This is a genomic window from Martelella sp. NC20 (assembly GCF_013459645.1).
GTDB lineage: Bacteria > Pseudomonadota > Alphaproteobacteria > Rhizobiales > Rhizobiaceae > Martelella.
The window spans coordinates 2,604,761-2,630,091 of sequence record NZ_CP054861.1 but is presented as its reverse complement, the minus strand read 5'-3'; the positions used below and the strand labels follow the sequence as shown (position 1 = coordinate 2,630,091).

Genomic DNA, 25,331 nt, shown 5'->3' with positions numbered 1-25,331 from the left:
GGACGGCTCACGCCAAGCCGATCTTGTCCTCGCCCCTTGCGTCCGGTTTGATGCCCGCCTGTTTCAACGTACGCTCCAGCAACTGGTCGTAGATCGGACGTCCGCCTATCCACTCGGCGACCATGTTGGCCGTCATGCAGGTGACGATCAGCGGCATCACCATGGTGTAGGCCCCGGTCAGTTCCAGCGACAGCACCACGCCGACGATCGGCGCGCGCACCGATGCTGAAAACAGTCCGCCCATGGCCGCCATGCCGAAGGCGAGCGGCACGCCATGCGGTGCCACCAGTTCGACGATGCCGCCAAAGGCAAGGCCGACGCACATCGAAAGCGCCAGGATCGGCGCGAAGATGCCGCCCGGCGTGCCCGCCGAATAGCTCGCCGCCATCGTGACGTAGCGGATCACGGCGAGCGCCAGCAGAACCTGAAGGCTGGCGCTGTGGGCTGCAAGCGCGGTCACGACATGCTCGCCCCCGGTCACCGAAAGCGGCATCACCACGAACAATCCGCCAACGACAAGGCCGACCACCGCCGGATAGAGATAGGGCACGCGCCGATTGACGCGGGCGGCGAACGATCCCGTCCACATCAGCGCGGCGTTAAGGCTGACGCCCAGAAAGCCGAGCAGCACGCCGAGGACGACAAAGGCGGGAAGCAGGTAGAGTTCCGGGCTTGCCACCGCCATCGAGAAATCCGGCGCCGTGCCGCCGATGATCTGGGTCATGACCGTCGCCAGCACCGCGGCGATGATCACGCCCATATAGGTCCGGAAGGTGTAGGGAAACTGCCGGTGGGTCTCCTCGACGATGAACAGGATGGCGGCCAGCGGCGCGTTGAAGGCGCAGGCGAGACCGGCGGCGGCGCCAGCCCCCAGCATGCCGCGCCGCTCGGTTTCGCTGACCTTGAAGAAATCGGTGATCGCCGCCGAAAACGAGGCGCCGATATGGATCGTCGGGCCTTCGCGGCCAAGCACCAGCCCCGACGCGATCGAGACGATGCCGGTCAGGAACTTGACGGGCAGCACCCTTTGCCACCGGACGGGGCGCAGCCCAAGCATGGCGCCTTCGATTTCCTGCACGCCGCTGCCGCCGGCCTCGGGCGCGAAGCGGCGGACGCAGTAGACCGACAGAAGCGTCGCGCACATGGTGATCAGCGCCGCGGCCGCCACCAGCACGATGCCGTCGACGTGTGCGGCGAGGACGCGCGGCCAGGCCTGAAGCCAGTCGATCAGAAGGTGGAACACGGACCCGACGGACCCGGTCAGGATTCCCGCAAGCGCCGCAAGCATAACGTAGCGGATCTGCGCGTTCCGGCTGCCGGGCTGCTCGAGTTCTTCTGCGGAATTTTCCATGGCGCCTCATCGTCCGGAAAGGGAGGTTGAAAGAAGAGCGGGCGGCGGGGCCGCCATCACCGGATCGGCGCGGAGCCAACCGAACCTGCTGATAGTCAGGGCGGTTGCACACGGTCAACTGTCCGGTCTGACATGTTGTTCAGGCGGTTGCGGTGACCTAAAAATGATGTGTTACATTGACAAGGCCGTGCAGCCGCGACGGCGTCCCCTCATTATTCGTGCGAGGATAAGCGCGGCCCTCGCCGGTGGTCCGGCCTGCTCCGTGACGAAGCGCAGAGCCGTCTCCGGCGCGGCATACCATCCCACCCGTGAAGACGACAAAGGAAAGACCATGTCCCGTTCCGTTCTGACCCTTCTGGCAAGCCTTCTTGCGGCAACGACCGCGCATGCGCAGGACATGCGCTCGATTTCCGGCGAGGCCCTTATACGCGAACGCATGGCTCTGCCGGACGATGCCGAACTCGTGGTCGAAGCCAGAGGTTTCCGGAACGCCCTGCTGGCGACGGAGAGCGCCGAGGCGAACGGCCAGCAGGTGCCGTGGCCGTTCACACTCGCCATCCCTGCCGGCGTGGAGGCGAACCTTTCCGCCGCGATCCGGATTGATGGGGCCAACCGGTGGGTGAGCGCGCCCGCCGCGATTGCCGCCGGAAGCGATGACATCGATCTCGGAGAGATCATGCTGACGGCCGATACGCCCGCAGCCTTCAAGAGCGTCTATAGGTGTGGCGATACCCGTCTGGAAGCGGGCTTTCAGGGTGAGGAAGCGGTGATCGAAACCGATGACCGGATCTACCGCCTCGCGCCGGCAATCTCCGCGGATGGCGCCAAATACCAGTCCGACGACGGCGACAACATGTTCTGGAGCAAGGGCGACAATGCGCTGGTGACACTTGATGGCAAGGCGTTGCCGGAGTGCATCGGCGTACCGGCAGGGGCTGACAAGCAATGGACAGCGCAGGGCAACGAACCCGGCTGGCGCGCCGTCATCGCCGGTGACCGCATCACGCTCGACATGAATTACGGCGAAGACCGCCTCGACCTCCGCCTGCCGGAGCCGGAGGTCGTCGACGGGGCCTATCGCTACGGCTTCGACCAGTACGCCCTCGCCTTCAGCGTGCGGGCCGGTATGTGCCAGGATGACATGAGTGGACGGTTGTTTCCGCAGAGCGTCGAACTGAAGACGGCAACCGGGACGCTCACGGGCTGCGGCGGCGATACGTTCGATCTCCTGACCGGCCCCGAATGGAGCGTGGACGCGATCGACGGCAGCGCGCTTGACGATGCGGCCGACCGCCCTTCCTTCGCGATCAGCGACGAGGGACAGATCTTCGGCGCCACCGGCTGCAATCGCTTCACCGGCGCGTTCTCGGTCAACGGCGAGGGCGGCATCGCCATCGGACCGCTGGCAACGACGCGGATGGCCTGCGGCGACGCGGCGATGAAACAAGAACGGTCCTTCCTTGAGGCGCTGGGCGCGAGCGAGGGCTTCGGGTTTGGTCCGGATGGCGCGCTTGTGCTGACGTCGGGGACCGAAACGCTTGTGGAAGCGAGCCGCTGATAAACGCGTCCCGTGTTTCTCAGGCGAGCAGCGCGATCCATGCAAGCGCGAGAACCATGCACAAGAGCGTGACGGGAACGCCGGCGCGGCAGAATTCGCCCATGCCGATCTTCACGCCCCGGTCCTTCGCCTGCTCGACCACGATGATGCCGGCGAGGCTTCCAAAGATGATCAGGTTGCTGGAAAAGCCCGTGCCGAGCGCAAGGGCCGCCCCCAGCGCATCGTTGTCCGCCGCATGCGGCAGGAAAGGCGCGAGCAGCATGACCGCAGGATTGTTGCCGACGATATTGCTGAGCGCGGAGGCAACGAGGAACAGGGTCGAGGGATTGGCGAAGTCGACGCCGGCCGACTGGAGATCATGAACCACCTTTTGCGGCATGCCGGTCTGGGCCAACGCCGCGTTTACGACAAACAGGCCGGCCAGCAGCAGAAGGAGATTGCCATCGACCGTTCCGATGACCTCTTTCGAGGACACCTGCCGGTTGACCAGCATGACGGCGGCGGCCGAAAGGGCGACCATTTCGCGCGGCCAGTCTGTAAGAACGAAGGCGGCAACGACGGCGGCAGTGACGATCGCGGCCTTGATGGTCTCGCCGATATCCAGGGCCTGAGCGGACGCGGCGATCGCGGCGGACGGGGTCTGATCTTCCACCGCGCCAAGGCTCCAGCGCCCGCGATAGATCAGGCATACCGCGCCCCAGACGATCGGCAGCGAGACCAGCGCCGGCACCAGCGCCACCTTCATGAAACCGGTGAATGAAAGGCCGAGCGTCTGTGCGGCGATCATGTTCTGCGGGCTGCCGATGATCGTCGCCACCGAGCCCGTGTTGGTGGCGAAGCAGAAGCCAAGCAGGAAGGGGATGGGGTTGAGGCCGCGCGACATGGTGATCGAGACCAGAAGCGGCGTCATGGCGACCACCACGACGTCATTGGTCAGCACGGCGGAAAGCCCACCGCCGGTGACCACCAGAAACGCAAGCAGCGCCGGCGGCGAGACCTTGAGCGAAGCCACCCGCCCCGCCAGCCACTGATAGAAACCGGAAACGGTGAAGGCTCCGGAAACGATCATCAAGCCGAACAGCAGTCCGACGGTCTGGTAATCGATCGCGTCCCAGGCCTGCTTGTCGGTGATCCGACCGAAGCCGATCATCGCCAGCGCGCCGACCACCGCCGCTCCCGTTCGATCGACGCGAAAGCCGGGCAGATAACCGAGCGCCAGCGCCAGATAGACCAGGAGAAAGATGATGACGGCGATATCCATGGCGGCTCCGGCGATTGTCATGAAACCCAAAACGGCAGCCGGATGGCCATGAAGCCACCCGGCTGCCGCGATGATAGCCTACTTGTTGATGTCGTTCTTCATGTTCCAGAGATTGAAGGCGCGTTCGCCAACCATGTCTTCATCGACACCTTCCTCCTGAATATCGTCAGCCACCCGCAAATGGCCGAAGCCTGCGAGGATCTTCAGAAGGATCGTCGTGATGACCCACGAATAGGCAGCGACGATAACGACGGCGAGAACCTGCACGAAGAGCTGATGGGCGCTCGCCGAAACCGCATTGATATGCGAGCTGGCCATGAACCCGATCAGGACCGCGCCGGTGAGGCCGCCGACGCCATGGGCGCGCCAGACTTCCAGCGTATCGTCGATCTTAAGCCATTCCTGGACGTATTTGGCATTGTAGCAGACGGTTGCGCCGATCGCCCCGATCAGCAGCGCCGCCATCGGTTCGACATAGCCGGCGGCGGGCGTGATCGTGGCAAGACCGGTGACCGCGCCGACGAGAACGCCGGAGAAGGAAACCCGCTTGCTCTCACGCCATTCCCAGAACATCCAGACCAGCATGGCAATTGCCCCGGCGAGCATGGTGTTGGTGAAGGCGTAGGCCGCGAGCGCATCCGCCGCATAGGCGCCGCCGGCATTGAAGCCGAACCAGCCGAACCACAACAGACCCGCGCCGAGCGCCACCAGCGGCAGGCTCGCCGGCTGGCTTTCCGGATCGCCGACGGCGACCTTGCGCTTGCCGAGGAAGCGGGCGGCGGCGAGCGCCGAGAAACCGGCGGAGGTGTGGATCACGATGCCGCCGGCGAAATCGACGACGCCCATCTTGGCCAGGAAACCGCCGCCCCAGATCCAGTGCGCCGCCGGCAGGTAGATCAGGATCGTCCAGGCCGCCACGAAGATCAGATAGGCGCCGAACTTGAAGCGGCCGACGAACGCCCCGGTCATCAGCGCCGGCGTGATGATGGCGAACATCATCTGATAGGCGAACACCATGATGAACGGCACATTCGGCGCATAGGCGTCATTCGGCGAGATGCCGACATGATACATGCCGAAATAGGGGCGGATATCGCCGATAATGCCGCCGATCGACGGACCGAAGGCCAGGCTGAAACCGCCGAACACCCAGATGATGCTGACGATCCCGATGCAGACGAAGTTCTGGATCATGATCGACAGCACATCGCGCTGCTTCACCAGACCGCCGTAGAACAATGCCAGTGCCGGTGTCATCATGCAGACCAGCGCCGTGCAGATCAAAACAAACGCGGTATCCCCCGCATTGATCGCGTGCATAGCTTTCTCCTTTGAAAGCGCGTGTTTTGGAATTGACGCGACCGCCCCGGTCGCGCCGTGTTTCAGGTATCGGTATCGGAAACGAGATGCTCTCCGACCGCGCTGTGCGGATGCGGCGCAAGCAGCTTCTTCGGCGCGATGAACAGGTACATTGTCAGCACGTAGGGCGCGGTGAAGGACGGCAGGCCGAGCGGCTCGGTCAGCGCGTCATAGGCGCCCTGCAGGAAAACCGTGACGATGGTGGCGAGCAACGCATAGACGACAACACGCGGCGACGGCTTCAGGAACACGACGCCGACCGCCATCGCCGTCAGCACCGCGCTGAAGCCATAGAGCCCCTGGACCACCGAATGCGGCTCCGCCCGCAGCGCGATCGCCGTCGCCATGGCGATCAACGAGCCGCAAATGGCGGCGATACCGGCCACCCGCGAGGCGATCAGGATGCCGACAAGGATGATCGCGCCGCTGATCTCGTTGCCGAGAAGATAGACCTGGCCGATATTGCGGAAGAATATCTGGACGAGTTCGATATGGGACGGGACCATCGTCACGCCGTTGATATAGTCCGACACCAGTTCGGGATGGTCGCCGGAGACATCGAGCGCGCCGAAGGTATAGGCCCCCGCCACCAGCAGCCAGCCGGTCAGCACGAACGGGCCGGTAGACCCCGGAATGCCCCAGCTTTTGGTGATCATCGCCCCGAGCGCCGCCGTCACCACCGTGCTCATGGCCGCGCCGATGACGACATAGAACCAGAGCTGCGGCGAAACGCTGATGAAGGTGGGGATCGCGACGCCGACGAGGATGCCGTTGAAGCCGAAAAGGCCTGAGGTGATCGAATCGCCATCGCAATCCAGAAGCCGCGCGGTGAGCGTGGCGACGACGAGACCGACAATGGCGCCGATCGTGGTCGCCCAGTTGCCCCCGGCATAGCTCGCATAGGCGATCGCGACGATGAAAAGCGCGCCCGTGAGCGCGTTCTCCATGAAGAACACCTGTCCCGCCCCGCGCAGGCACTGGGTCGCAAAATCTTTCCGTTTCTCCGCCATATCCGCACCCCCTTCTTGGTTGTTGATCAACGCCAGAGAAATTCCTCCGGCAGCGTTCTGCCGCGGGCTTCTTCCCTGACGACCTTCCAGAAATTCCTGACTTCCGCGCGCACGTCGTAACTCTCGATGCCGACGACACGCAGCATCAGTCCGGCGCCGTTGGGAAGCGTCGAGACGCCGGAGACGGCGCGCGGCCGCTCATCGCCGAAACTGACGCCGACCCGCTCGCGGATGCGCTCGGCGACGGCCGGCGGCGTGATGCAGAGGATGTTGGCAAAGGCATCGTAACCGCCCATCACCGCGGCAAAATCGATGGTCTCGTTGCCCTTCTCGATCAGCACCTTTTCGGTGAACAGCTTGCGTCCGTCGGGCCGGCGGGCATTGACGGTCATCGACAGCAGGTCGAAGCCGAAACGTTCGCTTTCATGATGGTGCTTGCGGCCGGTCATCATCATCTCGCCATAGAGCAGCGTCGCCTCCTCGTGGACCACGAGATCGGTGTCGTTGATGAAGCGCGAGCCGCGATAGGGAATGGTGAAGTCCGGCAGGAATTCGAGATAGGCGTCCTTCTCAAGCGTCACCGTCTGGTGCTGCGAGGCGTAGTTGGCGTCCATCTGGTGAATGCGGTTGGCGCCCTGCGAGGTCACCTGGGCGCACGCTCCCTCGCCCACCGAAATGTCGATCGTGTAGCGATCGCCCTGCAGGATGCCGCCGCCGATCGAGATGATCGAGCAGATCGGCAGTTCCGGCATAGCCTCATCCCAGTAGAGCGCCTGCTGCACCAGAAGCGGCGTCATCCGGTAGAGATCGGACAGCACCGAACGGCCGCCTCGGACCGAAAAGCCGAGGCGCAGCGCCCCGATCTTTCCGGGGCCGGCGGCCCGCATCTGCGCGGGCTCGGTCTTGTAACCGCTCAGTTCCCGGTATTCGTCGATCCGGCGCAGGCGTTCGTGGAGGCTCATGAAATCACTCTGCGGCTTCGCCGGCTGCGGGCGTCACGTCGAACAGCGCCATGTCCATGATCAGCTTCATCAGTTCGTCGACGCCCTCGCCGGTCTTGCAATTGGTGAACACGAACGGCTTCTTGCCGCGCATCAGCCTGGAATCGCGGTCCATGACGCCGAGGTCCGCGCCGACGTAAGGGGCGAGATCGGTCTTGTTGATGACGAGAATATCCGACTGGCAGACGCCGGCGCCGTTCTTGCGCGGGATCTTGTCGCCGGCGGCAACGTCGATGACGTAGATGTAGAAATCGGCGAGCGCCGGGCTGAAGGTCAGCGTCAGGTTGTCGCCGCCCGATTCGATCAGGATGACGTCGCTGTCGGGGTATTTCTCCTCCAGTTCCTCGACCGCGGCGATGTTCATCGACGGGTCCTCGCGCACGGCGGTGTGCGGGCATGCCCCTGTTTCAACGCCGACGATCTTTTCCTCGACCAATACGCCCTTGAGCGTGCGCCGCACCTGCTTGGCGTCCTCGGTGGTGACGACGTCGTTGGTGATGATCAGCGGCTTGACGCCAAGCTCGATCAGACGCGGCGTGATGGTTTCGATCACGGCCGTCTTGCCCGATCCGACCGGGCCGCCAATGCCGATACGCGTGATTTTCTTCATTGTGCCAATCCTTTTCGCCGGCCTTTTTCACCGGCCTTTTTCGCCGGTCAGTTCATGAACAGCCGGACATGGGTTTTGGTGTGATGGGCCACCAGGACATCGAAGACCGGCGCGAAGCCGGACATTTCATCGAGTTCCAGACCGCTGACGCGCTCGTAATCGTCCCCGACGCGGCCCTGCACGGAAAACAGGATGCGCTGGGTATCGAGATGATCGATCCGCATCAGCCGCACCGCAGCACTCATGATCATGGCCGAAACGCCATATTGATGGACCACGAAGGCCTGTTTCTCATCCGCGCCCATATGGGCAAGCGCCATGGCCTGGCCGATGGGAAAACAGCCGGGCGTATTGCCCGCCTTGATGTCGGCCAGCCAGCGCTCAAGATCAGGAAAACTGCTGATCTTGAGTGAAAGCTCGGCGAATTTGCGCCCCATGCGCGCCAGCATCATCTGCTGTTCCTCGCCAACGCGGCGGTTCCACAATTCCCGGTCGGCCTCAAGCACCGCGTCATAAACGCCGCTCATGGCTGACCGATGGGCATGCAGGAAGGCGATGCCATCCATGTTCGAGGCCTGACGGACGACCGTTTCGACGAACCGCTCAAGGCTTTTCGCATCGCTGACGACGCCGGTCTGGATCGCGGATTCCAGTCCGTTGGAAAACGCGAACGCTCCCACGGGAAGCGTCGAATCGGAAAACTGCAGAAGACGCGCAAGCAGGATCATCTCGTGTTCGCAGTGGGCCCGGCCGTTATTCTTGTCTGACATTCCCTGCCCCGTGCCTTGCGCTCAGTGATGGTGATCGCCGTGCTCGTGATGATGATGGTGCGGCGTCGCATCGGCGCCGGCAAACAGCATTCGCACCTCGCGCGCGTCGAGCTTGGCGGCGATCTCCTCGCCCGGCGCGAAGCGGCTCGTCACGCCTTCGAAGGCATGGGTCTTCATCACCGAGGCCATGACCTTCTGATCGACCGAGAGCGGCACATAGACCGTGCTGCCCTTGATCACCGCCGGCCAATGCTGGTTGCCGAGCCCGTGGCCCAGTTCGAAGCACACCCGCAGGATTTCCTGCGGCGCGAGCGTTTCGAGCCCTTCGAGCTCGATCACCATGACCTCTTTCAGCGCGATCTGCGCGGCGATGATGGTGTTGCTGGCCTCGTCGTAATAAAGGACGTCGCCATTGTGGAGATGCTCCGAGCGCGGCAGCGAGATCGCCAGCTCGGTTCCGCCCTCGCTCGCCTTGCGCAGGCGGTTCTTGGGCGCTTCCCACTGTTCGAGCGCGAGGTAGTCGACCGTCGCCTCGTGGGAGCGCTTGTGCCAGTCGGCATCCTTCAGGTTGCCAAGGATTTTTTCGACAAGGATCATGGTGTTCGCCGCATTCTCTGCGCCTGGAAAGGACAGCCTTCCGGCTGAACTTTCCGGCGTCGTTGTTGGTGGACGTACCGGGCGAAGACATGCTCCGCCCGGCCATCGAAACTAGCTGAAGAAGTGGAGCTGGTTCAACGGAATGGTCGTCGCCGGCTCGACGGTCGCGTGCTTGCCGTCCACGGTGACCGCGAAGGTTTCCGGATTGACCTCGATCTCCGGCAGGGCGCTGTTGCGCACCATCGAGCTCTTGCTGATCGTGCGGGTGCCATAAACCGGGACGACCTGCGACCGGAGCTGGTAGCGGTCAACGATACCGTCCTCATAGCCCGCCAGCGATGTGAACGTGACGCGGGTCTTCGGCAGCGCCGAGCCATATGCGCCAAACATCGGACGGTAGAGAACCGGCTGCGGCGTCGGCAGCGAGGCGTTCGGATCGCCCATCAGCGCCCAGGAGATCAGGCCGCCCTTGATCACCATTTTCGGCTTTGCGCCGAAGAAGGCCGGCTCCCAGAGCACGAGGTCGGCCATCTTGCCGACTTCGACCGAGCCGATCACATGGCTGACGCCCTGCGCGATTGCCGGGTTGATCGTGACCTTGGCAACGAAGCGCAGGACGCGCTCGTTGTCATTGCCGGAGCTGTCACCGTCATAGGCGCCCATCCGGTCCTTCATCAGATGCGCGGTCTGGATGGTGCGCGCCCAGTTCTCGCCGACGCGGCCCATGGCCTGGCTGTCGCTGGACAGGATCGAGATCGCGCCGAGATCATGCAGCACGTTTTCCGCCGCGATGGTTTCCGGGCGGACGCGGCTTTCGGCGAAGGCGACGTCGGTCGGGATCTTCGGGCTGAGATTGTGGCAGATCATCGTCATGTCGAACAATTCGGCCTGCGAATTGATGCCATAGGGCAGCGTCGGGTTGGTCGAGCTCGGAATGACGTTGGACTGGCCGGCGACGCGGATGATGTCCGGAGCATGACCGCCGCCGGCGCCTTCCGTGTGGTAGGTGTGGATCGTCCGGCCTTCGAAGGCGGCGATCGTGTTTTCGACGAAGCCGGCCTCGTTCAGCGTGTCGGTGTGGATGCAGACCTGGACGTCGAAGTCATCGGCGGTCCGAAGCGCCGTGCGGATCGCCTCCGGCGTGCTGCCCCAGTCCTCGTGGATCTTGAGCCCCATGACACCGGCGCGAAGCTGCTCTTCCATCGGCAGGCGCGCCGAGCAGTTGCCCTTGCCGAGAACGCCGGCATTGACCGGCCAGCCGTCGAAGGACCGCAGCATCATCTCGACATTCCAGGTGCCGGGGGTGATGGTGGTGCCGTTGGTGCCGTCGGTCGGGCCGATGCCGCCGCCGAACAGCGTGGTGACGCCGTTGGAAAGCGCCGCTTCCGCCTGCTGGGGCGAGATGAAGTGGACGTGGGCGTCGATGCCGCCGGCCGTCAGGATCAGGTGCTCGCCGGAGATCGCGTCCGTGCCCGGCCCGAGCGCCAGGCCCGGCGTGACGCCCGACATGGTGGACGGGTTTCCGGCCTTGCCGATCGCGCAGATATTGCCGTTCTTGACGCCGACATCGGCCTTGATGACGCCCTGCACGGGGTCGAGGATGGTGACGTTGGTGATGACGAGATCGGGGGCGCCCGCGGCACTGGTGAGCTCGTTGTCGTAGCCCATGCCGTCGCGCAGCGTCTTGCCGCCGCCATAGACGGCTTCCTCGCCATAGACACGGAGGTCCTTCTCGATCTCGATGTAGAGGTCGGTGTCGCCGAGACGGATCTTGTCGCCCGTCGTCGGGCCGTAGAGGTCGGAATACTGCTGTCTTGAAATCTTGGCCATTTCAAAAATCCTGTCGAATGAGGTTGTACCGGGCGGTTACTTGGCGGACTTGAAGCCGTATTTTTCAACGCGCTCCATCGCATCGGCCAGCCGAGGACGGGAATCATTGTAGCTCTCGTCGCCAACCCAGCCGTTCACCAGACCGTTGAAGCCAAGCACCCGCTGCTTGCCCTGGTAGGGAACAAGGGTGACCTCTTTCTCATCGCCCGGCTCGAAGCGCAGGGCGGTCGTTGCAGGAATGTTCAGGCGCTTGCCGAAGGCCTGCTCGCGGTCGAATTCCAGCGCGGCATTGACCTCGAAGAAATGAAAGTGCGAACCGACCTGGATCGGCCTGTCGCCGGTATTGCGCACCTTGAGCGTGGTCGTCGGATAGCCGGCGTTGATCTCGATATCGCCCTTGCCGAGAACCAGCCCACCGACCGGCGTTTTCTTGTCATTCGTCATGTCGAAGCCCTCACTGAATGGGATCATGGATGGTGACGAGACGGCTGCCATCGGTGAAGACGGCCTCCACCTGCACGTAGGGGATCATGTCGACGACCCCTTCCATCACATCGTCGCGCGTGATTTCCTTGCGCGCGATTTCCATGACCTCCTCGACGGTCTTGCCCGCGCGGGCGCCGTTCAGCGCGGCCACGGAAATGAGCGAGACGGTTTCGGGGTGGTTGAGCTTCAGACCCTGATCCTTGCGCTGCTGCGCGACCTGCGCGAGCGTGTAGATCATCAGCTTGTCGATCTCTCGAGGCGTGAAATGCATATAAGTCTCCCCTGTCACAATGGCTGGATGCGCACCCGCGTGGCCTTCAGCAACAAGCGTGTTTTCTGGCGATTCGCGCCGGGTAAACACTTGAAGAATTACGATTTTCTCTCTTTCGCCCTGCGCCGGAAACATCTACCGGAATGCAGGGGGCCGAAGAGGAACCGCTTTGATCTGAAGTCCCGCTTTGTGAGGGCAAGGATATGGCCAAACATGTTCTGCGATAAACTGTCAGATATGACAGTTGTCAGGTTTTGCGGACCGGCGCATCATGCATTGCTTGTGGTCGGCGCGCCCAGACCGGCATCTCCGGGCGGCGCTGTCGGCGACCGACCTTTCCACGCGTTAAAGCAGGTTCTCGACCGGAAATGCGCTTCATCGATTTTGGCGGAAGAGGTCGAAGCGCGGGCGTGATGGCGCTCGCCATCATCGCGCCCTGGGTCGCGGGCATCGCCGCGGGCGCGACTTCCCATGGCATGGTGGCCTCGTTCGGGGCCTATCTGCTGGGCGTGTCGTTTCCCCGCCTTCCGCCCTCCGGCCGGGCTCCGCTGCTGTTCGCCTCGGCCATCGCCATCAGTCTCTTCGCTACGCTGGGCGCTTCCGTTTCGCTGGGGTCCGGCCTGTTTTTCGCCGGCGCGGTGATCGCGGCGCTGGCGCAATGCCTCGGCGAATTGAAAGGCGGCTATCTTCGCCTGCCGATCGCCCTTGGCGCGCTCGCCTATTTTCTTTCGGTCGGTCAGGTGCCTGCCGGAGGGATTACCGCCTACGGCCTGAGCTTTCTTGCCGGAACGCTCTGGGCAGGCATTTTCGTCAGCCTTGCCATTCCGACCGCCACGTCGCCGCCCGAAAGCGGTAGGCTCGCACTTGCGGCAGATCCCGGCCAGCGTCGCTTTGCGGCGGGCATGGTCGCGGTCTCCCTCGCGGGAAGCGGCCTCGCCTCCCTGATACCCGGCACGCATCCGTGCTGGCTTCCGGCAGCCGGGCTCAGGGTGATGAAGCCGACGCGGCAGCAGACGCTCTACCGGATGAGGGCAAGGGGGCTCGGCACCACGCTTGGCGCCGCAGCCGGCGGCCTGATCCTCGGCCTTTCCCCCGTCCCGTGGCTCCATGCCGCCCTTGTTGGGTCCCTCGTGTTCGCCATGCTGATGATCGGCGCGAAGAAATACGCGCCGTGGTCGTTCTGCCTGACCGCGATCGCGCTTGCTTTCAACCTGCAGGCGGATGGCAGCGTTCTCGCGATCACGGCGAACCGGGTGCTGCTGACGATCGGCGGGATCGCGCTCGCCGCGCTGATACTGCCGCTACTGGCCGGCACTGCGGCTTCCGCCAGAAAAGCCTGAGCGGACGGACAGAAGTGATCAGGCGCCCTCGCCGCCCGGCTCGCTGTCGTCCACCGGGATCAGGACCAGCTTGCCATGGAGCACATGACGCTCCGTGATCACGTGATCGGCGAGGTGTTTCACCACGCCCGGCTCGCCCCTGAGGATCGAGACTTCGAGGCAGCGGTCATGGTCGAGATGGACATGGGTGCTGACGACCGAGAGGTCGTGGTCGTGATGGAAGGTGTTGGTCAGCCGGCGCGCCAGATCGCGCGCCTCGTGATCATAGACATAGCTCAACACGCCGATGCAGTCTCCGACCGCGCCGCTGTCGACGAGGGTCTGCTGCATGCCGGCCCGCGTCAGGTCGCGGATCGCCTCGGAGCGGTTCTGGTAGCCGCGCTCCCGGACGACCTTGTCCAGCTCGTCCATCAGATCGTCGTCGAGGGTCACGGTGACACGCTGCATCGCTCGGTTTCCTTCATTGCTCGGCCAGCCCCTTGATAACCGCCTTCCCGCTATTCGCCAACCGCCGATCGGCCGACCGGACAAAGACGATCAGAGCGTGACGACGCGCCCGGACAGGCGGGCGAGCAGGGGACGGTCATGGCTGATGACGAGCATGCCGAGATTGCGTTTGCGCACCGCGCCAATGAGAGCGTCCCAGATTTGGGCCTGGGTCAGCGGATCGAGCGGCGCCGAGATCTCGTCGGCAACGAGGTATCGGGTGCGCGGGCCGAGCGCGCGCAGCACCGCGATCCGCTGCAGTTCCCCGCCCGAAATCTCGTGCGGGAAACGGTCGTACCAGTTCTTCGAAACGCCGAGCGCCTGCCGCGTCTCCTCGTCGGGCGACCAGCCCTCCGCGATGATCCGACCCACCGTCCAGCGCGGATCGACGGCGAAGATCGGCGACTGGTGGAGGTACTGCACCGTGTTGTAGCCCTTTGCATGGGCCTTGCCATCGACCAGAACCTGGCCGGAGGCCGGCCTGTGATATCCGGCGAGAAGACGTCCCAGCGTCGATTTGCCGGCGCCCGACCGGCCCGTGAGGCCGACGATCTCGCCCGGGCGGATAAAAATATCGAACCCGTCGACCACCGGCGCGCGCGCGCCGTAACCGAACCGGACGCGTCTTGCCTCAAGCATGATCGCCACCCCGAAATTCGTTCTGCGGCAAGGCCCGCCACAAGACGCGCGCATAGGCCGTGCGCAGCCCGCCGCCGCCGCCCGAAAAACCGGCGGCGTCTTCCTCGCCTTCGAGCCGGCCATCGCGGATCAGGCAAACCCGGTCGGCATAGGAAAGCGCCGAGGCAAGCGAGTGCGTAACCAGCAGAACGCCCTTGCCATCGTTCGCAAGCCGGCGAAGCCGCGCCAGCACGACATCGGCATTGTCGTCATCGAGCCCGCTCGTCGGCTCGTCGGCGACGATCAGATCCGGATCGCCGATGGTCGCGATCGCCATCAGCATGCGCCGCGCCATGCCGCCGGAAAGCTGGTGGGGAAAGGCATTGCCCGCTTCCTCCCCGAGCCCGAACCGCGCGAGGGTTGCGGCAAGGCGGGCATCATCCGCCGTAGCACCCGCCCGCCGCGCCGCCCAGCGAAGCTGGCTGATGCAGCGCGCCATCGGATCGAGATGGCTGATCGATTGCGGCATCAGCGCCATGCGCCGCCCGAGCAGCGAGGGGCGGCTGTCCCGGTCGACGATCCGGCCCTCGAAGCGGATCGCGCCTGAGGTCAACGCATTCGGGGGAAGGACGCCGAACAGCGCATGGGCGATCAGGCTCTTGCCGCCGCCAGAGGCGCCGATCAGGGCCACCACCTCGCCGCGCCGTACGGAAAAACCGATACCGCTGACGACCGGTATCTCCCGCGTCGAAAGCAGGCCGCTGTAGCGGCGGAAGCCGATGCCAAAATCGTGGAAGGAAAGGAGCGTCATGTTTCGGCCGTCCTTGGATCGAGGATGAGACGAAGGCCGTTGCCGACCGCATCGAAGCAGAGGACGAGCGCGAGCAGGCAGAGGCCGGGAAACAGGCCGAGCCACCATTTCCCGGCGGTCAGGTAGCGCATCGAATCCGCCAGCATGACCCCGATCGCCGGCCGCGTCGGGTCGAGGCCGAACCCCAGGAAGGTCAGGCTCGCCTCGTGCAGGATCGCATGCGGAAACATCAGGACGAGGCCGACCAGCATCTGCGGCAGCAGATGCGGCAGGATGTGGCCGATGCCGATCGCGGCCCAGGACCGGCCGAAATGCCGGGCCGACACGACATAGGGCGCCTGCCGGATCTGCAGCACTTCCGCCCGCAATATCCGCGTCAGGCGCGGCCAGTGGGTGAGCGCGACGGCAAGCGTCACCGCAACCGGCCCGCCGCCAAGGGCAAAGCAGATCAGGATCAGCAGCACCAGATGCGGCAGACCGATCGCGGCATCCACCAGTAGCGACACCAGCCCGTCGACCCATTTGCCTCCGACGATGGAGACGATCGCCAGAACCGTGGCGATCACCACCGAACAGGCCGAGGCCACAAGCCCCACCCAGAGACTGGTGTTGAGGCCCTTCACCGTACGCGCCATCATGTCGTGCCCCATCTGGTCGGTTCCGAACCAGTGCTGCCAGTCCGGCGAAGCCAGCCGCGCGGCGAAATCGGGGGCGATTCCGGCCGACCCCGCCATCAGCGCGGCAACGGGAACGAACAGGATCAGCGCCAGCCCGATCGCGGCGACCGAGAGCGTCCAGACCCTGTTGCCCATGCGCGGCAGGATCATCGGTTCCGGCGCGGGCGTCTGGCAGGTTTCAGCCATGCACGCCTCCCGCTGCGAATTCCGCCTCCCGGATCCGAGGATCGACCAGATGATAGAGCATGTCCGCGATCATGTTGCCGACCGAGACGAACAAAGTGAGGAACAGGGTGATTGCAAGCAGCAGCGGCACGTCGCCACGGACGCCGGCGGCAACGGCGGCCTGGCCAAGGCCCGGATAGGCGAAGACCTGCTCCGCAAGGATCGAACCGCCGAACAGTTCGCCGAGCGAGGCAAACAGGATTGTGATCGCCGGCAGCGCCGCATTGCGCACCCCGTGCCGGAGCACGACGTCCCATTTCCCCGCCCCTTGCGCGCGGGCGTAAAGGGCGGCATCGAGCTGCAGGATCTCGGCGATCTTCGCCCGCGTGTGCAGCGCGACCTGCGCGACGCCGAGCAGGGTGAGAGCCGCAAGCGGAAGGGCGAGATGCTGCAGCCGCTCGGCGAACGTGACGTCGGCCGGCACGACGCCGAGCGGCCCGGCGCAACAGACAGGCGACCAGCCAAGCGCGACGGCAAACACGATCAGCAGCAGGATCGCGATCCAGAAAGTCGGCGCAGCGGAGAGAAAATAGGCATAGAGCCGGATCACCCGATCGAGCCACGACCCCGCATTCGCGCCGGCAACGACCCCGAGCACAAAACCGAAAATGCCGGAGAACAGCCATGCGAGCCCGACGAGCGGCAGCGACGTCCAGAAACGCGCGGCGATCACCTCGGCAACCGGCGCATTGTAGATCATCGAAAAGCCGAGATCGCCGTGAAGCAGGTTCCCGGCCCAGAGCACAAACTGCGCCAATGGCGGCTGATCGAGCCCCCAGCGCGCCGCGATCAGGTTGCGCTGTTCCGGGCCGACTCGTGCGATGTCGATGCCGAGATAGGCATTGACCGGGTCGACCGGGGAGACCTTGGCGAGCGTGAAGGCCACGACGGCAACCAGCAGCAGCACGGCCGCGAGCCGCGCGATGCGCGTGGCAAGGAACCTGAAGACGGGGCGGAAGGCAGGGTTACTCACACGTCCATTTCCATTGTTCGATCATCGCGGTCATCGGCCATCCATGGCCGTGCGGCTCGATCTGGGTATCGCCGGGATCAAGGCAGTCATTGACGAAATAGACATGATCGAGATTGACGAGCCAGGCCCAGCCGGCAAGGCCCTTCGCGGAAAATCCCGTTTCCCCGTCCCATTCCGCCGCCTGCCAGTCGGGGTAGGACGCCTCCAGGCTCGCCGAGTGCTGGGCATCGGCGAAATGGGTATCGACGGTTTCGTCGGAAAAATAGCCGGGATTGTAGAATTCGATGCCGCCCCAGGCCGAATTATAGAGGCTGTAGACCTCGAGCGGACTGTGGCTGCCCCAGCCGAACATCACCGGTTGGCGATGGTCGACGCGCCCGATCTGCTCCCAGGTCGCGCCCATCGGCCGGGCGGCGATCCCGAGCGACTTCAGCTGTTCGGCAGTGACGATCGCGAGAGCCTGGCGGACGGAATCGGAGGCCGGAAAATAGATATCGAAGGTGGCGCGCACGCCATCGCGGACGCGGACGCCGTCATCGCCGACGACCCAGCCCGCCTTGTCCAGCAATGCGCGCGCGCCATCCGGGTCATGGGCGACGGCGGCCTCGGGATTGGACCATGGCAGTCCGTCGGCGGGCCCGTAGGCCGGACGGCCGTATCCGTTCAGCGCCACCTCGACGAGTTGCTTTCTGTCGACGCCGAGATTGATGGCGCGGCGGATGGCGATGTCGGAGGTCACTTCACTGCCCACCGCCTCGCCGTTGATGACGCCGGGAGCGGTCATCGGAAACGAGAGACCGCGATTGTCGACGGACGGCACGACGAGCTTGCGGAACCCGTCGATGCTGTCGTCTGCCATCAGGGCCGGAACCGAGACCATGTCGACCTGGCCAGTGCGGGCAGCCGCAAGGCTGGTATCCTCGCCGGAAAACACGAAGGTCACCCGGTCGAAGGCGGGCTTTTGACCATAATAACCGGGATTGGCCTCGACGATGAGCTGCTCCCCCTCCACCCACGAAACCAGCCTGAAGGGACCGGAGCCGATCGGGTTGCGGGCATAGCCGGGGCCGTAACTGTGCGATGGCACGATGCCCAGCGAATAGAAATTCTCGGAAAACGTCACCCAGGGGTGCTTCAGGCGGATTGCCACCGTCAGATCGTCGATCGCCTCGGCGCTTTCCATCACCGTCAGATCGAGCGCGCCGCCGGCTTTCGCCGCCTCGTTGTAGGTGAAGGCCACGTCTTCGGCCGAAAGCGGCGTGCCATCGCTGAAGGTCACGCCGGGCCGCAACGTGATGGTCCAGACCAGCCTGTCATCGGAGAGCGACCACCCGCTGGCGAGGTCGGGAACGGTGTCGAGGGCGGCGTCGCGCTTCAGCAGCGTCGACTGAAACAGCGGATGGCCGTAGCGCCCCCAGCCCAGCAACGGATCATAGCCAGTGTCCGGCTCGCCGCCGATGGCAAGGATGAGGTCAGTTTTGGCAAAGGCCGGCGGCGCGGCAACGAGCAGGCCCGACACGAGAAATACGCTTGCCCTGAAACCCAATCCTGTCATGAAAAGCCCCGGTTCGAGAGTGACAGCCAATCAGCACAAGTATGACATCAATGACGAAACATCATACTCATTCATGATCGATAGTCGATCCCTTGCCAAAGCGAAACTGTCAGAATTGACAGTCATCATTTAACAATATTAGTATGTTCTAAAACAGGTAGTTAGGGGGAAGAAATGCTGCGACCACTATCCGAAGACGTGAGCAGGATAGCTTTCGCCCGGAACCTTCCTGAGCTCAAGACCGCCTTCACCCTGGGTCTGAACAGGCTGGGCTTCATCAGCTACAACATCAGCGTCAACAGGTCATCACCCTCAGAGTTCATGGAAAAACCGACACTCACGACCTGGACGACGAAAGAGCTGGACACTTACGTCAACGACAAATGGTCCGGACGCGATCCGCTGATGATGCACCTGGAGCTCAACAAGACCCCGCTCCTGTGGCACCAGAAAAACTGGGACACGTCCGACCATCAGGAATATTATGACTATGTGCGCTTCCAGGGGATCACCGGCGGCCTGACGCTGCCGCTGCCGGCGCTCGACGGAAAATCCAGCGCGATCACCCTGCTGTCGATCGACAAAATCCCACAATGCCCCCACGTCATCGATGCGGTCACGATCCTGTCGAGCGTCGCGGTGGCGCGTATGGCGGCTTTCAAGGAAGGCCAGTTCTCCGAATACGATATCCGCCGTTTCAAGCTGCTGTCGGACCTTCAGGTCGAGATCCTGAACTGGATGGCCAAGGGCAAGACGAACAACGAAATTTCGAGCATCGTCGGCCGCTCGGAACGCGCGATCGCCTACCACGTGAGTGAGATTCTCGCCAAGCTCGATGTCACCTCGCGGGCCCAGGCCGCCGCCTTCTATGCCGCGATGGGGTTCAGCGATTGACGGGACCGCCGCCGTCGCGCCCGGAAGACGCGACGGTCGCTTTCCGACGTTAGATTTATTTGTTTTCGTTTGTCTTTTCGGAAAAACCGGATTCCACTTTTCCCTGACAAACTCTAGTGGTGGAAGCCGGAGGCCTCTTCACTGGAAACCGACCTGACGATCGGATGCGCCTTGAAGTATTCCACCGACGCCGCAATGTCGCGAATCAGAAGCGAGCAGAGGTCGATGCTGACACCGTTGCGCACCAGAATGCGCTGGACCGCCTGGTTCTCGCAATTGGCGGGAAGCGTGTAGGCCGGAACCTGCCAGCCGCGCGAGCGCAGCCGGTCGGCAAGGTCGAACAGCGTGTAATCGGTCTTCAGCCCTTCCTTGAGCTTCCATGACACCGCCGGGATGCCGCGTTTCATGTCGCCGTCGAACACGATATCGACAAGGCCGGACTTTTCCAGCTCGGCGGCAAGATAGGCCGCGCTGCGATAGCAGGCCTCATGCACCTTGCGATAACCGTCCCGACCGAGACGAAGGAAATTGTAGTACTGGCAGACGACCTGGCCACCCGGTCGCGAGAAGTTCAGCGTGATGTCCCGCATATTGCCGCCGAGGTAATTGACCCAGAAAATCATTTCCTCGGGAAGGTCCTGCTCCTCGCGCCACACGACCCAGCCCACGCCAAGCGGCGCCAGACCGAACTTGTGGCCGGAAGCATTGATCGACTTCACCCGCGGAATGCGGAAATCCCACTCGAGTTCCGGCGCGCAGAACGGCGCCAGGAAGCCGCCGCTGGCGCCATCCACATGGATCGGGATATCGAGCCCGGTGCGCACCTGAAGGTCATCCAGCGCGTCCGCGACGGCCTTCACCGGCTCGTACTCGCCCGTGAAGGTGACGCCGAGGGTCGGCACCACACCGATCGTGTTCTCGTCGCAGAGCTTCAGCACTTCCTCGGGCGTCATCAGAAGCCGGCCGTTTTCCATCGGGATCTCGCGATGCTCGATATCCCAGTAGCGCGTGAACTTGTGCCAGCAGATCTGCACCGGCCCGGTGATCAGGTTGGGCTTGTCGGTGGGCTTGCCCGCGGCCTTGCGCCGCGCTTCCCAGCGCCGCTTCATCGCCAGCCCGCCCAGCATCGCGGCTTCGGAGGACCCCGTGGTCGAGGCCCCGGTCGCAGGCCCCGACGGCGCGTTCCAGAGGTTGGCGAGCATGCTCACGCATCGCGCCTCGATCTCGGCGGTCTGCGGATACTCGTCCTTGTCGACCATGTTCTTGTCGATGCAGTCATCCATCAACTGATGGACTTCGGGCTCTTCCCAGGTCTGGCAGAAGGTCGCGAGGTTCTGGCGGGCATTGCCGTCCATCATCAACTCGTCCTTGACCGCGGCATAGGCCGAACGCGGGGAGCGGACTTTCTGCGGGAATTCCGACTTGGGCAGGACGGTCAGGAAATCCGCTGAACCGTAGGTTTCGTCATTCGGATCGAACAGGTCGTCTTCGGCAGGTTTGTCGGCCACAGGTCTCTCCCTAATCAGAACTTCGATAAAAGAAGTACCGACCCGTTGACTCGGGGTCAAGGAGTGACAGTAAGTTGATACTATCTCATGCGCAGCGTTCGTCGCCGTGGCGACCTTCGAAAAACTTTAATCCTGACCCGCTATAGCTGCGGGCCAGAGGCGCAAACAGCCGACGACAGAGAGGGCGCAGCCAGCCGCGCCGACGGAAACGGGAGACGACAGGATGACCGATATTGCCAGTTCCATGCTTGCGCCGGAAAGACCGGTGGAAACGATCTGGGATGCCGATCCGCTGCTTCTCTCCCCTGACCTGACGTGCTCGGAGGCGACAAAACGTTTTGCCGGACGAAGCGGTTTTTTCCACACCAGTGCCTGCGTGGTTGACGGCAACGGGCATTTTCTCGGCATCGTCAGCCTGCGTGACTGCCTCAACGGGAGCGTAGACAGCCCCGTCGAGCAGGTCATGACGAGAAAGGCGCCGACAGTGCGGCGCGGCGAAGCCGAGGCGGAGCGCACATCCTATGACATGATCGACCGCGACATCGATCTCATGCCCGTGCTCGAAAAGGATGGCCGCGTGGCCGGCGTGGTGCATGCCGAAAAGGCCAAGGCCTTTCTGGTCGAGGAACTGCATGAGGATGCCGACCGCTGGGTCGGCATCGCGGGCGGCATGAAGGACGATTATTTCGATCATACCGTCTGGACCGACTTCCGCCGACGCGTTCCCTGGGTGCTCGCGCTCGCCGTGGCCGGCCTCGCCGCGGGTTATGTCGTTCATATCTACGAGGACGCGCTCGATGCGCTCGTGATCCTCGCGCTCTACATGCCGATGGTGGCCGATACCGGCGGCAATGTCGGCACCCAGTCGGCGAGCCTGGTGACGCGCGCGCTCACGACCGGCGACGTCAAGGCCCGCGAGGCGCTGTGGATATTGTGGCGGGAAATGCGCGTCTCCCTGCTGATGGCGGGCACATTGTTCCTGTTCGCCTTCCTGAAGGTGCTGCTGATCTCGAACGCCGCCGACGTGCCCGACACCATGACGCTGGAGGCAATCGGCCTTGCGATCGCCATCGCGCTCGCCGCCCAGGTCATTTCCGCGACCCTGATCGGCGCCGTTCTGCCGCTCGCTGCCATCGCCGTCAGGCAGGACCCGGCGGTCGTGTCCGGCCCGGCCCTGACCACGATCGTCGACCTGACGGGGCTGCTGCTCTACTTCACCATCACCGCCTCCATGCTCGGGCTGGCCGCACCGTAGCGGAACCCCATTTGCCGCTACACGGCATGCCCGCCATTGATTTTCGGCGGGTTCACCCCTACTAAAAATCATGGGGTCAGGCAGTGACATTCCGTAAGTCTCAAATTTCGATCTACCGAGGGCAGGTACAATGCGGATCGCTATTCCAGGGAATATGTTCCCACGCCAGGGGACCGCAAATCCGCCCCGCATGCTCGCCGGCGCCCTGCGCGCGATCTCGCTTTGCCTCCTGCTGGTGGCCATCGCCGGCTGCGGAAAGCGCCCCGGAACCGAAGTCCTCTACCCCCATCCGGATGCCGTCGCGGCGCGGAGCGTCACCATCTACGTCGCGACGACGCGGGAGCCCGCCGAAAATCGCGTCGACGGCTTCACCCGGGAGCGCGAGGACGAGTTGAGCTACGCCGAATTCGTGATCTCGATCCCGCCGGGCCATGTATCCGGCGAAATCGAATGGCCCATTTCCCGCAAGGCCCGTCCGGACGAGGATTTCACCGTGATCCGCCATACGGCGCTGTCCAGGGCCGCTTTCGACAGCCGGATCGGAAGGGCCGCCCGCCCGAACGGCAATGCGGCGATGTTTGTCCACGGCTTCAATGTCAGTTTCCAGGAAGCGCTGTTCCGGCTCGCGCAGCTCTCGACCGATTCCAACATCTCCGGCGTGCCGATCCTGTTTTCCTGGCCCTCGCAGGCCCGCGTCCTCGACTATGCGACCGACAGGGAATCCGCGACCTTTTCCCGCGACGGCCTGACCGACGTGCTTCGTCAGGTCACCTCTCAGTCGGCCGTGCGCTCGGTTCTGCTGTTCGGCCACAGCATGGGGGGCTGGCTGACCATGGAAGCGCTCAGGCAGCTCAGCCTTGAGGGCGACGCCAAGGCGCTCGGGAAACTCAATGTCATCCTGGCGGCGCCCGATATCGACGAAGACGTATTCGCGACCCAGGTCAACGCCATCGGACCGCTCGATCCGCCGCTGATGGTGCTGGTTTCGGGTGATGACTATGCATTGCGCGTTTCCCGCCTGCTGCAGGGCAACCGCCAGCGCGCCGGGCAATTCGACATCACCGATCCGGAGGTCGTGGAAGCCGCCGAGGAGATGAATATCCTGCTGCTCGACATTTCATCGATTTCCTCCAGCGATGCCCTGCGCCACAGCCGCTACACCGCCATGGCGGCGATATACTACGAGCTGGAAGACGATGACGACCTGCTCGGCGGCGGATTTCGCCGGGCGGGCGGGCGCTTCTTCACGCCCGTGCCGGCCGCCGAAAAGCCATCGCCCTGACCGTGCGATCCAGGAAAGATCGCAAAGAGCAGGCTCACATCCCGCCGGCCCTGCTTGCTTTGAAACGTGGCACTTTCGAGATGCCCCCGACTTGCAATTGCGTTGATCTTCACAAACAATTGGCCGCACATAATCAATCGCATGGGGAGGAAATATGCGCGCCGGCTCCAAATACCAGCACCTTGTCCACAACGCTGGCTGCCCGTGCCACACGCCTGAGGTCATCCGGCTGAACGAGAGGCTGATGCAAGGCGTCAACCGGCGCTCGGTCCTCAAGGCCATCTTCGCGGCGGCGGCGACCAGCGCGCTCGGCGCGGTCCCATCCTTTGCCGCCGATGGCGATCGCGCCACCCTGTTTTCGAATGTCAGGATATTCGACGGCGTTTCGAACGCGCTTGTGGAGGGCCGGAACGTTCTCGTGCGCGGCAATCGCATCGAGGCGCTGATTCCGGTCAGCGAGGACGTGGCCGATGCCGACGTCATCGATTGCGGCAACCGGGTGCTGATCCCGGGCCTGATCGATTCGCACTGGCATTCACTGCTTTGCGCCATTCCGATGCAGACTGCCGTGACCGCGCAGGTCCCCTATGTCCATCTGGTGGCGGCCAACGAATCGGAAAAGACGCTGATGCGCGGCTTCACCACGGTGCGCGACGTCGGCGGGCCGTCCTTTGCGCTGAAGCGCGCCATCGATGGCGGCAAGGCGATCGGGCCGCGAATCTATCCTTCCGGCGCGATGATCTCCCAGACCTCCGGCCACGGCGATTTCCGGGCGCAATACGAGATACCGGCCTCCGACCAGTCAAATCTCAGCCATGCCGAGGAAGCGGGCATCTCTTCGATCGCAAACGGGGTGCCGCAGGTTCTCAATCGTGTTCGCGAGCAGTTGCTGCTGGGGGCAAGCCAGATCAAGATCATGACCGGCGGCGGCGTTTCCTCGCTCTACGACCCCGTGCCGAGCCTTCAGTTCACGCCGGAGGAAATCCGCGCCGCGGTCCAGGCGGCGACCGACTGGGGCACCTATGTCTGCACCCATGTCTACACCGCCGAGGGAATCCGCCGGTCGATCGACAACGGCGTCCAGTGCATCGAGCATGGCCAGCTTGCCGACGAGGACACGGTCCGCATGATGCTCGACAAGGGCATCTGGTGGAGCATCCAGCCCTTTCTCGGCGGCGAGTTCGCCAACCCCATGAGCACCGACAAACAGCGCGGCGAGCAGCAGATGATCGCCGAGGGCACGGTGCGCTGTTTCGAATGGGCGCAGAAGTTCAATTTCGAGCGCATGGTCTGGGGCACCGACATCCTCTTCAATCCGGCCAGGACAGAGACGCAGGGCGCCCAGCTCGCAAGGCTTTCCGAATGGTTCTCGCCGGCCGAGGTGCTGAAGCTCGCGACTAGCCGAAGCGGCGAACTTCTGGCACTCTCGGGCGAGCGCAACCCCTATGATGGACGTCTCGGCGTGATCGAGAAAGGAGCGTTCGCGGACATGCTTCTCGTCGACGGCAATCCGCTCGACGATATCGGCCTGATCGCAAATCCGGATAATCTCGCGGTGATCATGAAGGATGGCCGCTTTTTCAAGAACTCCCTCCAGGGCTAG

25 protein-coding genes are annotated in these 25,331 nt (G+C 63.7%); 7 read left to right on the top strand and 18 right to left on the bottom strand.

Annotation, left to right across the window (positions count from 1 at the left end):
• Nucleotides 1-7 precede the first annotated feature (7 nt).
• Entirely contained in the window at nucleotides 8-1,351 is a 1,344-nt protein-coding gene (gene clcA / locus HQ843_RS12505) for a H(+)/Cl(-) exchange transporter ClcA (protein WP_180898006.1), read from the bottom strand.
• Between the two features lie 331 nt (nucleotides 1,352-1,682).
• On the opposite strand from clcA, the gene HQ843_RS12500 reads away from it, so the two are divergent.
• A complete protein-coding gene (locus tag HQ843_RS12500; RefSeq protein ID WP_180898007.1) occupies nucleotides 1,683-2,909 on the top strand; it encodes an META domain-containing protein in 1,227 nt (408 codons plus the stop codon).
• Between the two features lie 19 nt (nucleotides 2,910-2,928).
• On the opposite strand, the gene HQ843_RS12495 is transcribed toward HQ843_RS12500, so the two are convergent.
• From HQ843_RS12495 to HQ843_RS12450, 10 genes are all read right to left on the bottom strand, one after another.
• On the bottom strand, nucleotides 2,929-4,170 hold the full coding sequence (locus HQ843_RS12495; RefSeq protein ID WP_180898008.1) for an ArsB/NhaD family transporter: 1,242 nt from the start codon (nucleotides 4,168-4,170) through the stop codon (nucleotides 2,929-2,931).
• A 78-nt stretch (nucleotides 4,171-4,248) separates the two neighbouring features.
• A complete protein-coding gene (locus HQ843_RS12490) occupies nucleotides 4,249-5,490 on the bottom strand; it encodes an ammonium transporter (protein ID WP_180898009.1) in 1,242 nt (413 codons plus the stop codon).
• A 62-nt stretch (nucleotides 5,491-5,552) separates the two neighbouring features.
• Complete coding sequence (gene yut, locus HQ843_RS12485) at nucleotides 5,553-6,539, bottom strand: urea transporter (protein ID WP_180898010.1); 987 nt, start codon at nucleotides 6,537-6,539, stop codon at nucleotides 5,553-5,555.
• Nucleotides 6,540-6,565: 26 nt separating this feature from the next.
• Nucleotides 6,566-7,501, bottom strand: coding sequence for an urease accessory protein UreD (locus HQ843_RS12480; protein ID WP_180898011.1), 936 nt, complete (start codon nucleotides 7,499-7,501; stop codon nucleotides 6,566-6,568).
• Between the two features lie 4 nt (nucleotides 7,502-7,505).
• Entirely contained in the window at nucleotides 7,506-8,150 is a 645-nt protein-coding gene (ureG, locus tag HQ843_RS12475; protein ID WP_180898012.1) for an urease accessory protein UreG, read from the bottom strand.
• Nucleotides 8,151-8,197: 47 nt separating this feature from the next.
• Entirely contained in the window at nucleotides 8,198-8,920 is a 723-nt protein-coding gene (locus tag HQ843_RS12470) for an urease accessory protein UreF (RefSeq protein WP_246710365.1), read from the bottom strand.
• A 21-nt stretch (nucleotides 8,921-8,941) separates the two neighbouring features.
• Nucleotides 8,942-9,517 (bottom strand): urease accessory protein UreE, encoded by a 576-nt coding sequence (gene ureE, locus HQ843_RS12465; RefSeq protein WP_180898013.1) that lies wholly within the window; start codon nucleotides 9,515-9,517, stop codon nucleotides 8,942-8,944.
• Nucleotides 9,518-9,628: 111 nt separating this feature from the next.
• Nucleotides 9,629-11,347 carry an urease subunit alpha gene (locus HQ843_RS12460; protein WP_180898014.1) on the bottom strand — a complete coding sequence of 573 codons (1,719 nt, stop codon included), beginning with the start codon at nucleotides 11,345-11,347 and terminating at the stop codon, nucleotides 9,629-9,631.
• A gap of 36 nt (nucleotides 11,348-11,383) precedes the next feature.
• Nucleotides 11,384-11,818, bottom strand: a complete 435-nt coding sequence (locus tag HQ843_RS12455; RefSeq protein ID WP_246710364.1) for an urease subunit beta — start codon at nucleotides 11,816-11,818, stop codon at nucleotides 11,384-11,386.
• A complete protein-coding gene (locus HQ843_RS12450; protein ID WP_026173120.1) occupies nucleotides 11,802-12,104 on the bottom strand; it encodes an urease subunit gamma in 303 nt (100 codons plus the stop codon). The genes HQ843_RS12455 and HQ843_RS12450 overlap by 17 nt, the downstream gene beginning before the upstream one ends.
• A 27-nt stretch (nucleotides 12,105-12,131) precedes the next feature.
• On the opposite strand from HQ843_RS12450, the gene HQ843_RS12445 reads away from it, so the two are divergent.
• On the top strand, nucleotides 12,132-12,518 hold the full coding sequence (locus HQ843_RS12445; RefSeq protein WP_180898016.1) for a hypothetical protein: 387 nt from the start codon (nucleotides 12,132-12,134) through the stop codon (nucleotides 12,516-12,518).
• Nucleotides 12,518-13,444, top strand: coding sequence for an FUSC family protein (locus HQ843_RS12440; protein ID WP_180898017.1), 927 nt, complete (start codon nucleotides 12,518-12,520; stop codon nucleotides 13,442-13,444). The genes HQ843_RS12445 and HQ843_RS12440 overlap by 1 nt, the downstream gene beginning before the upstream one ends.
• A gap of 18 nt (nucleotides 13,445-13,462) precedes the next feature.
• On the opposite strand, the gene nikR is transcribed toward HQ843_RS12440, so the two are convergent.
• From nikR to HQ843_RS12410, 6 genes are all read right to left on the bottom strand, one after another.
• Nucleotides 13,463-13,891, bottom strand: coding sequence for a nickel-responsive transcriptional regulator NikR (gene nikR, locus HQ843_RS12435; protein ID WP_180898018.1), 429 nt, complete (start codon nucleotides 13,889-13,891; stop codon nucleotides 13,463-13,465).
• 90 nt (nucleotides 13,892-13,981) lie between these two features.
• On the bottom strand, nucleotides 13,982-14,569 hold the full coding sequence (locus HQ843_RS12430; RefSeq protein ID WP_180898019.1) for an ABC transporter ATP-binding protein: 588 nt from the start codon (nucleotides 14,567-14,569) through the stop codon (nucleotides 13,982-13,984).
• Nucleotides 14,562-15,359 carry an ATP-binding cassette domain-containing protein gene (locus tag HQ843_RS12425; protein ID WP_180898020.1) on the bottom strand — a complete coding sequence of 266 codons (798 nt, stop codon included), beginning with the start codon at nucleotides 15,357-15,359 and terminating at the stop codon, nucleotides 14,562-14,564. The genes HQ843_RS12430 and HQ843_RS12425 overlap by 8 nt, the downstream gene beginning before the upstream one ends.
• Nucleotides 15,356-16,222, bottom strand: coding sequence for an ABC transporter permease (locus HQ843_RS12420; protein WP_180898021.1), 867 nt, complete (start codon nucleotides 16,220-16,222; stop codon nucleotides 15,356-15,358). Before HQ843_RS12420 ends, HQ843_RS12425 begins: the two co-directional genes overlap by 4 nt.
• On the bottom strand, nucleotides 16,215-17,234 hold the full coding sequence (locus HQ843_RS12415; protein ID WP_180898022.1) for an ABC transporter permease: 1,020 nt from the start codon (nucleotides 17,232-17,234) through the stop codon (nucleotides 16,215-16,217). The genes HQ843_RS12420 and HQ843_RS12415 overlap by 8 nt, the downstream gene beginning before the upstream one ends.
• Nucleotides 17,227-18,789 (bottom strand): ABC transporter substrate-binding protein, encoded by a 1,563-nt coding sequence (locus tag HQ843_RS12410; protein WP_180898023.1) that lies wholly within the window; start codon nucleotides 18,787-18,789, stop codon nucleotides 17,227-17,229. The genes HQ843_RS12415 and HQ843_RS12410 overlap by 8 nt, the downstream gene beginning before the upstream one ends.
• 174 nt (nucleotides 18,790-18,963) lie before the next feature.
• Between HQ843_RS12410 and HQ843_RS12405 the strand changes: the two genes are divergently transcribed.
• Nucleotides 18,964-19,683 carry a helix-turn-helix transcriptional regulator gene (locus HQ843_RS12405; RefSeq protein ID WP_180898024.1) on the top strand — a complete coding sequence of 240 codons (720 nt, stop codon included), beginning with the start codon at nucleotides 18,964-18,966 and terminating at the stop codon, nucleotides 19,681-19,683.
• A 113-nt stretch (nucleotides 19,684-19,796) separates the two neighbouring features.
• Here HQ843_RS12405 and HQ843_RS12400 read toward each other — a convergent pair whose 3' ends face one another.
• A complete protein-coding gene (locus tag HQ843_RS12400) occupies nucleotides 19,797-21,191 on the bottom strand; it encodes a glutamate decarboxylase (protein ID WP_180898025.1) in 1,395 nt (464 codons plus the stop codon).
• Between the two features lie 223 nt (nucleotides 21,192-21,414).
• Here HQ843_RS12400 and HQ843_RS12395 point away from each other — a divergent pair, with 223 nt between their 5' ends.
• The 3 genes from HQ843_RS12395 (at nucleotide 21,415) to HQ843_RS12385 (ending at nucleotide 25,331) form a co-directional block, all read left to right on the top strand.
• Nucleotides 21,415-22,446 carry a magnesium transporter gene (locus HQ843_RS12395; protein WP_180898026.1) on the top strand — a complete coding sequence of 344 codons (1,032 nt, stop codon included), beginning with the start codon at nucleotides 21,415-21,417 and terminating at the stop codon, nucleotides 22,444-22,446.
• A gap of 190 nt (nucleotides 22,447-22,636) precedes the next feature.
• The gene (locus HQ843_RS12390; RefSeq protein ID WP_180898027.1) at nucleotides 22,637-23,728 is read left to right on the top strand and encodes an alpha/beta hydrolase; all 1,092 of its coding nucleotides are present in this window, start codon (nucleotides 22,637-22,639) and stop codon (nucleotides 23,726-23,728) included.
• Between the two features lie 154 nt (nucleotides 23,729-23,882).
• Nucleotides 23,883-25,331 carry a metal-dependent hydrolase family protein gene (locus HQ843_RS12385; protein ID WP_180898028.1) on the top strand — a complete coding sequence of 483 codons (1,449 nt, stop codon included), beginning with the start codon at nucleotides 23,883-23,885 and terminating at the stop codon, nucleotides 25,329-25,331.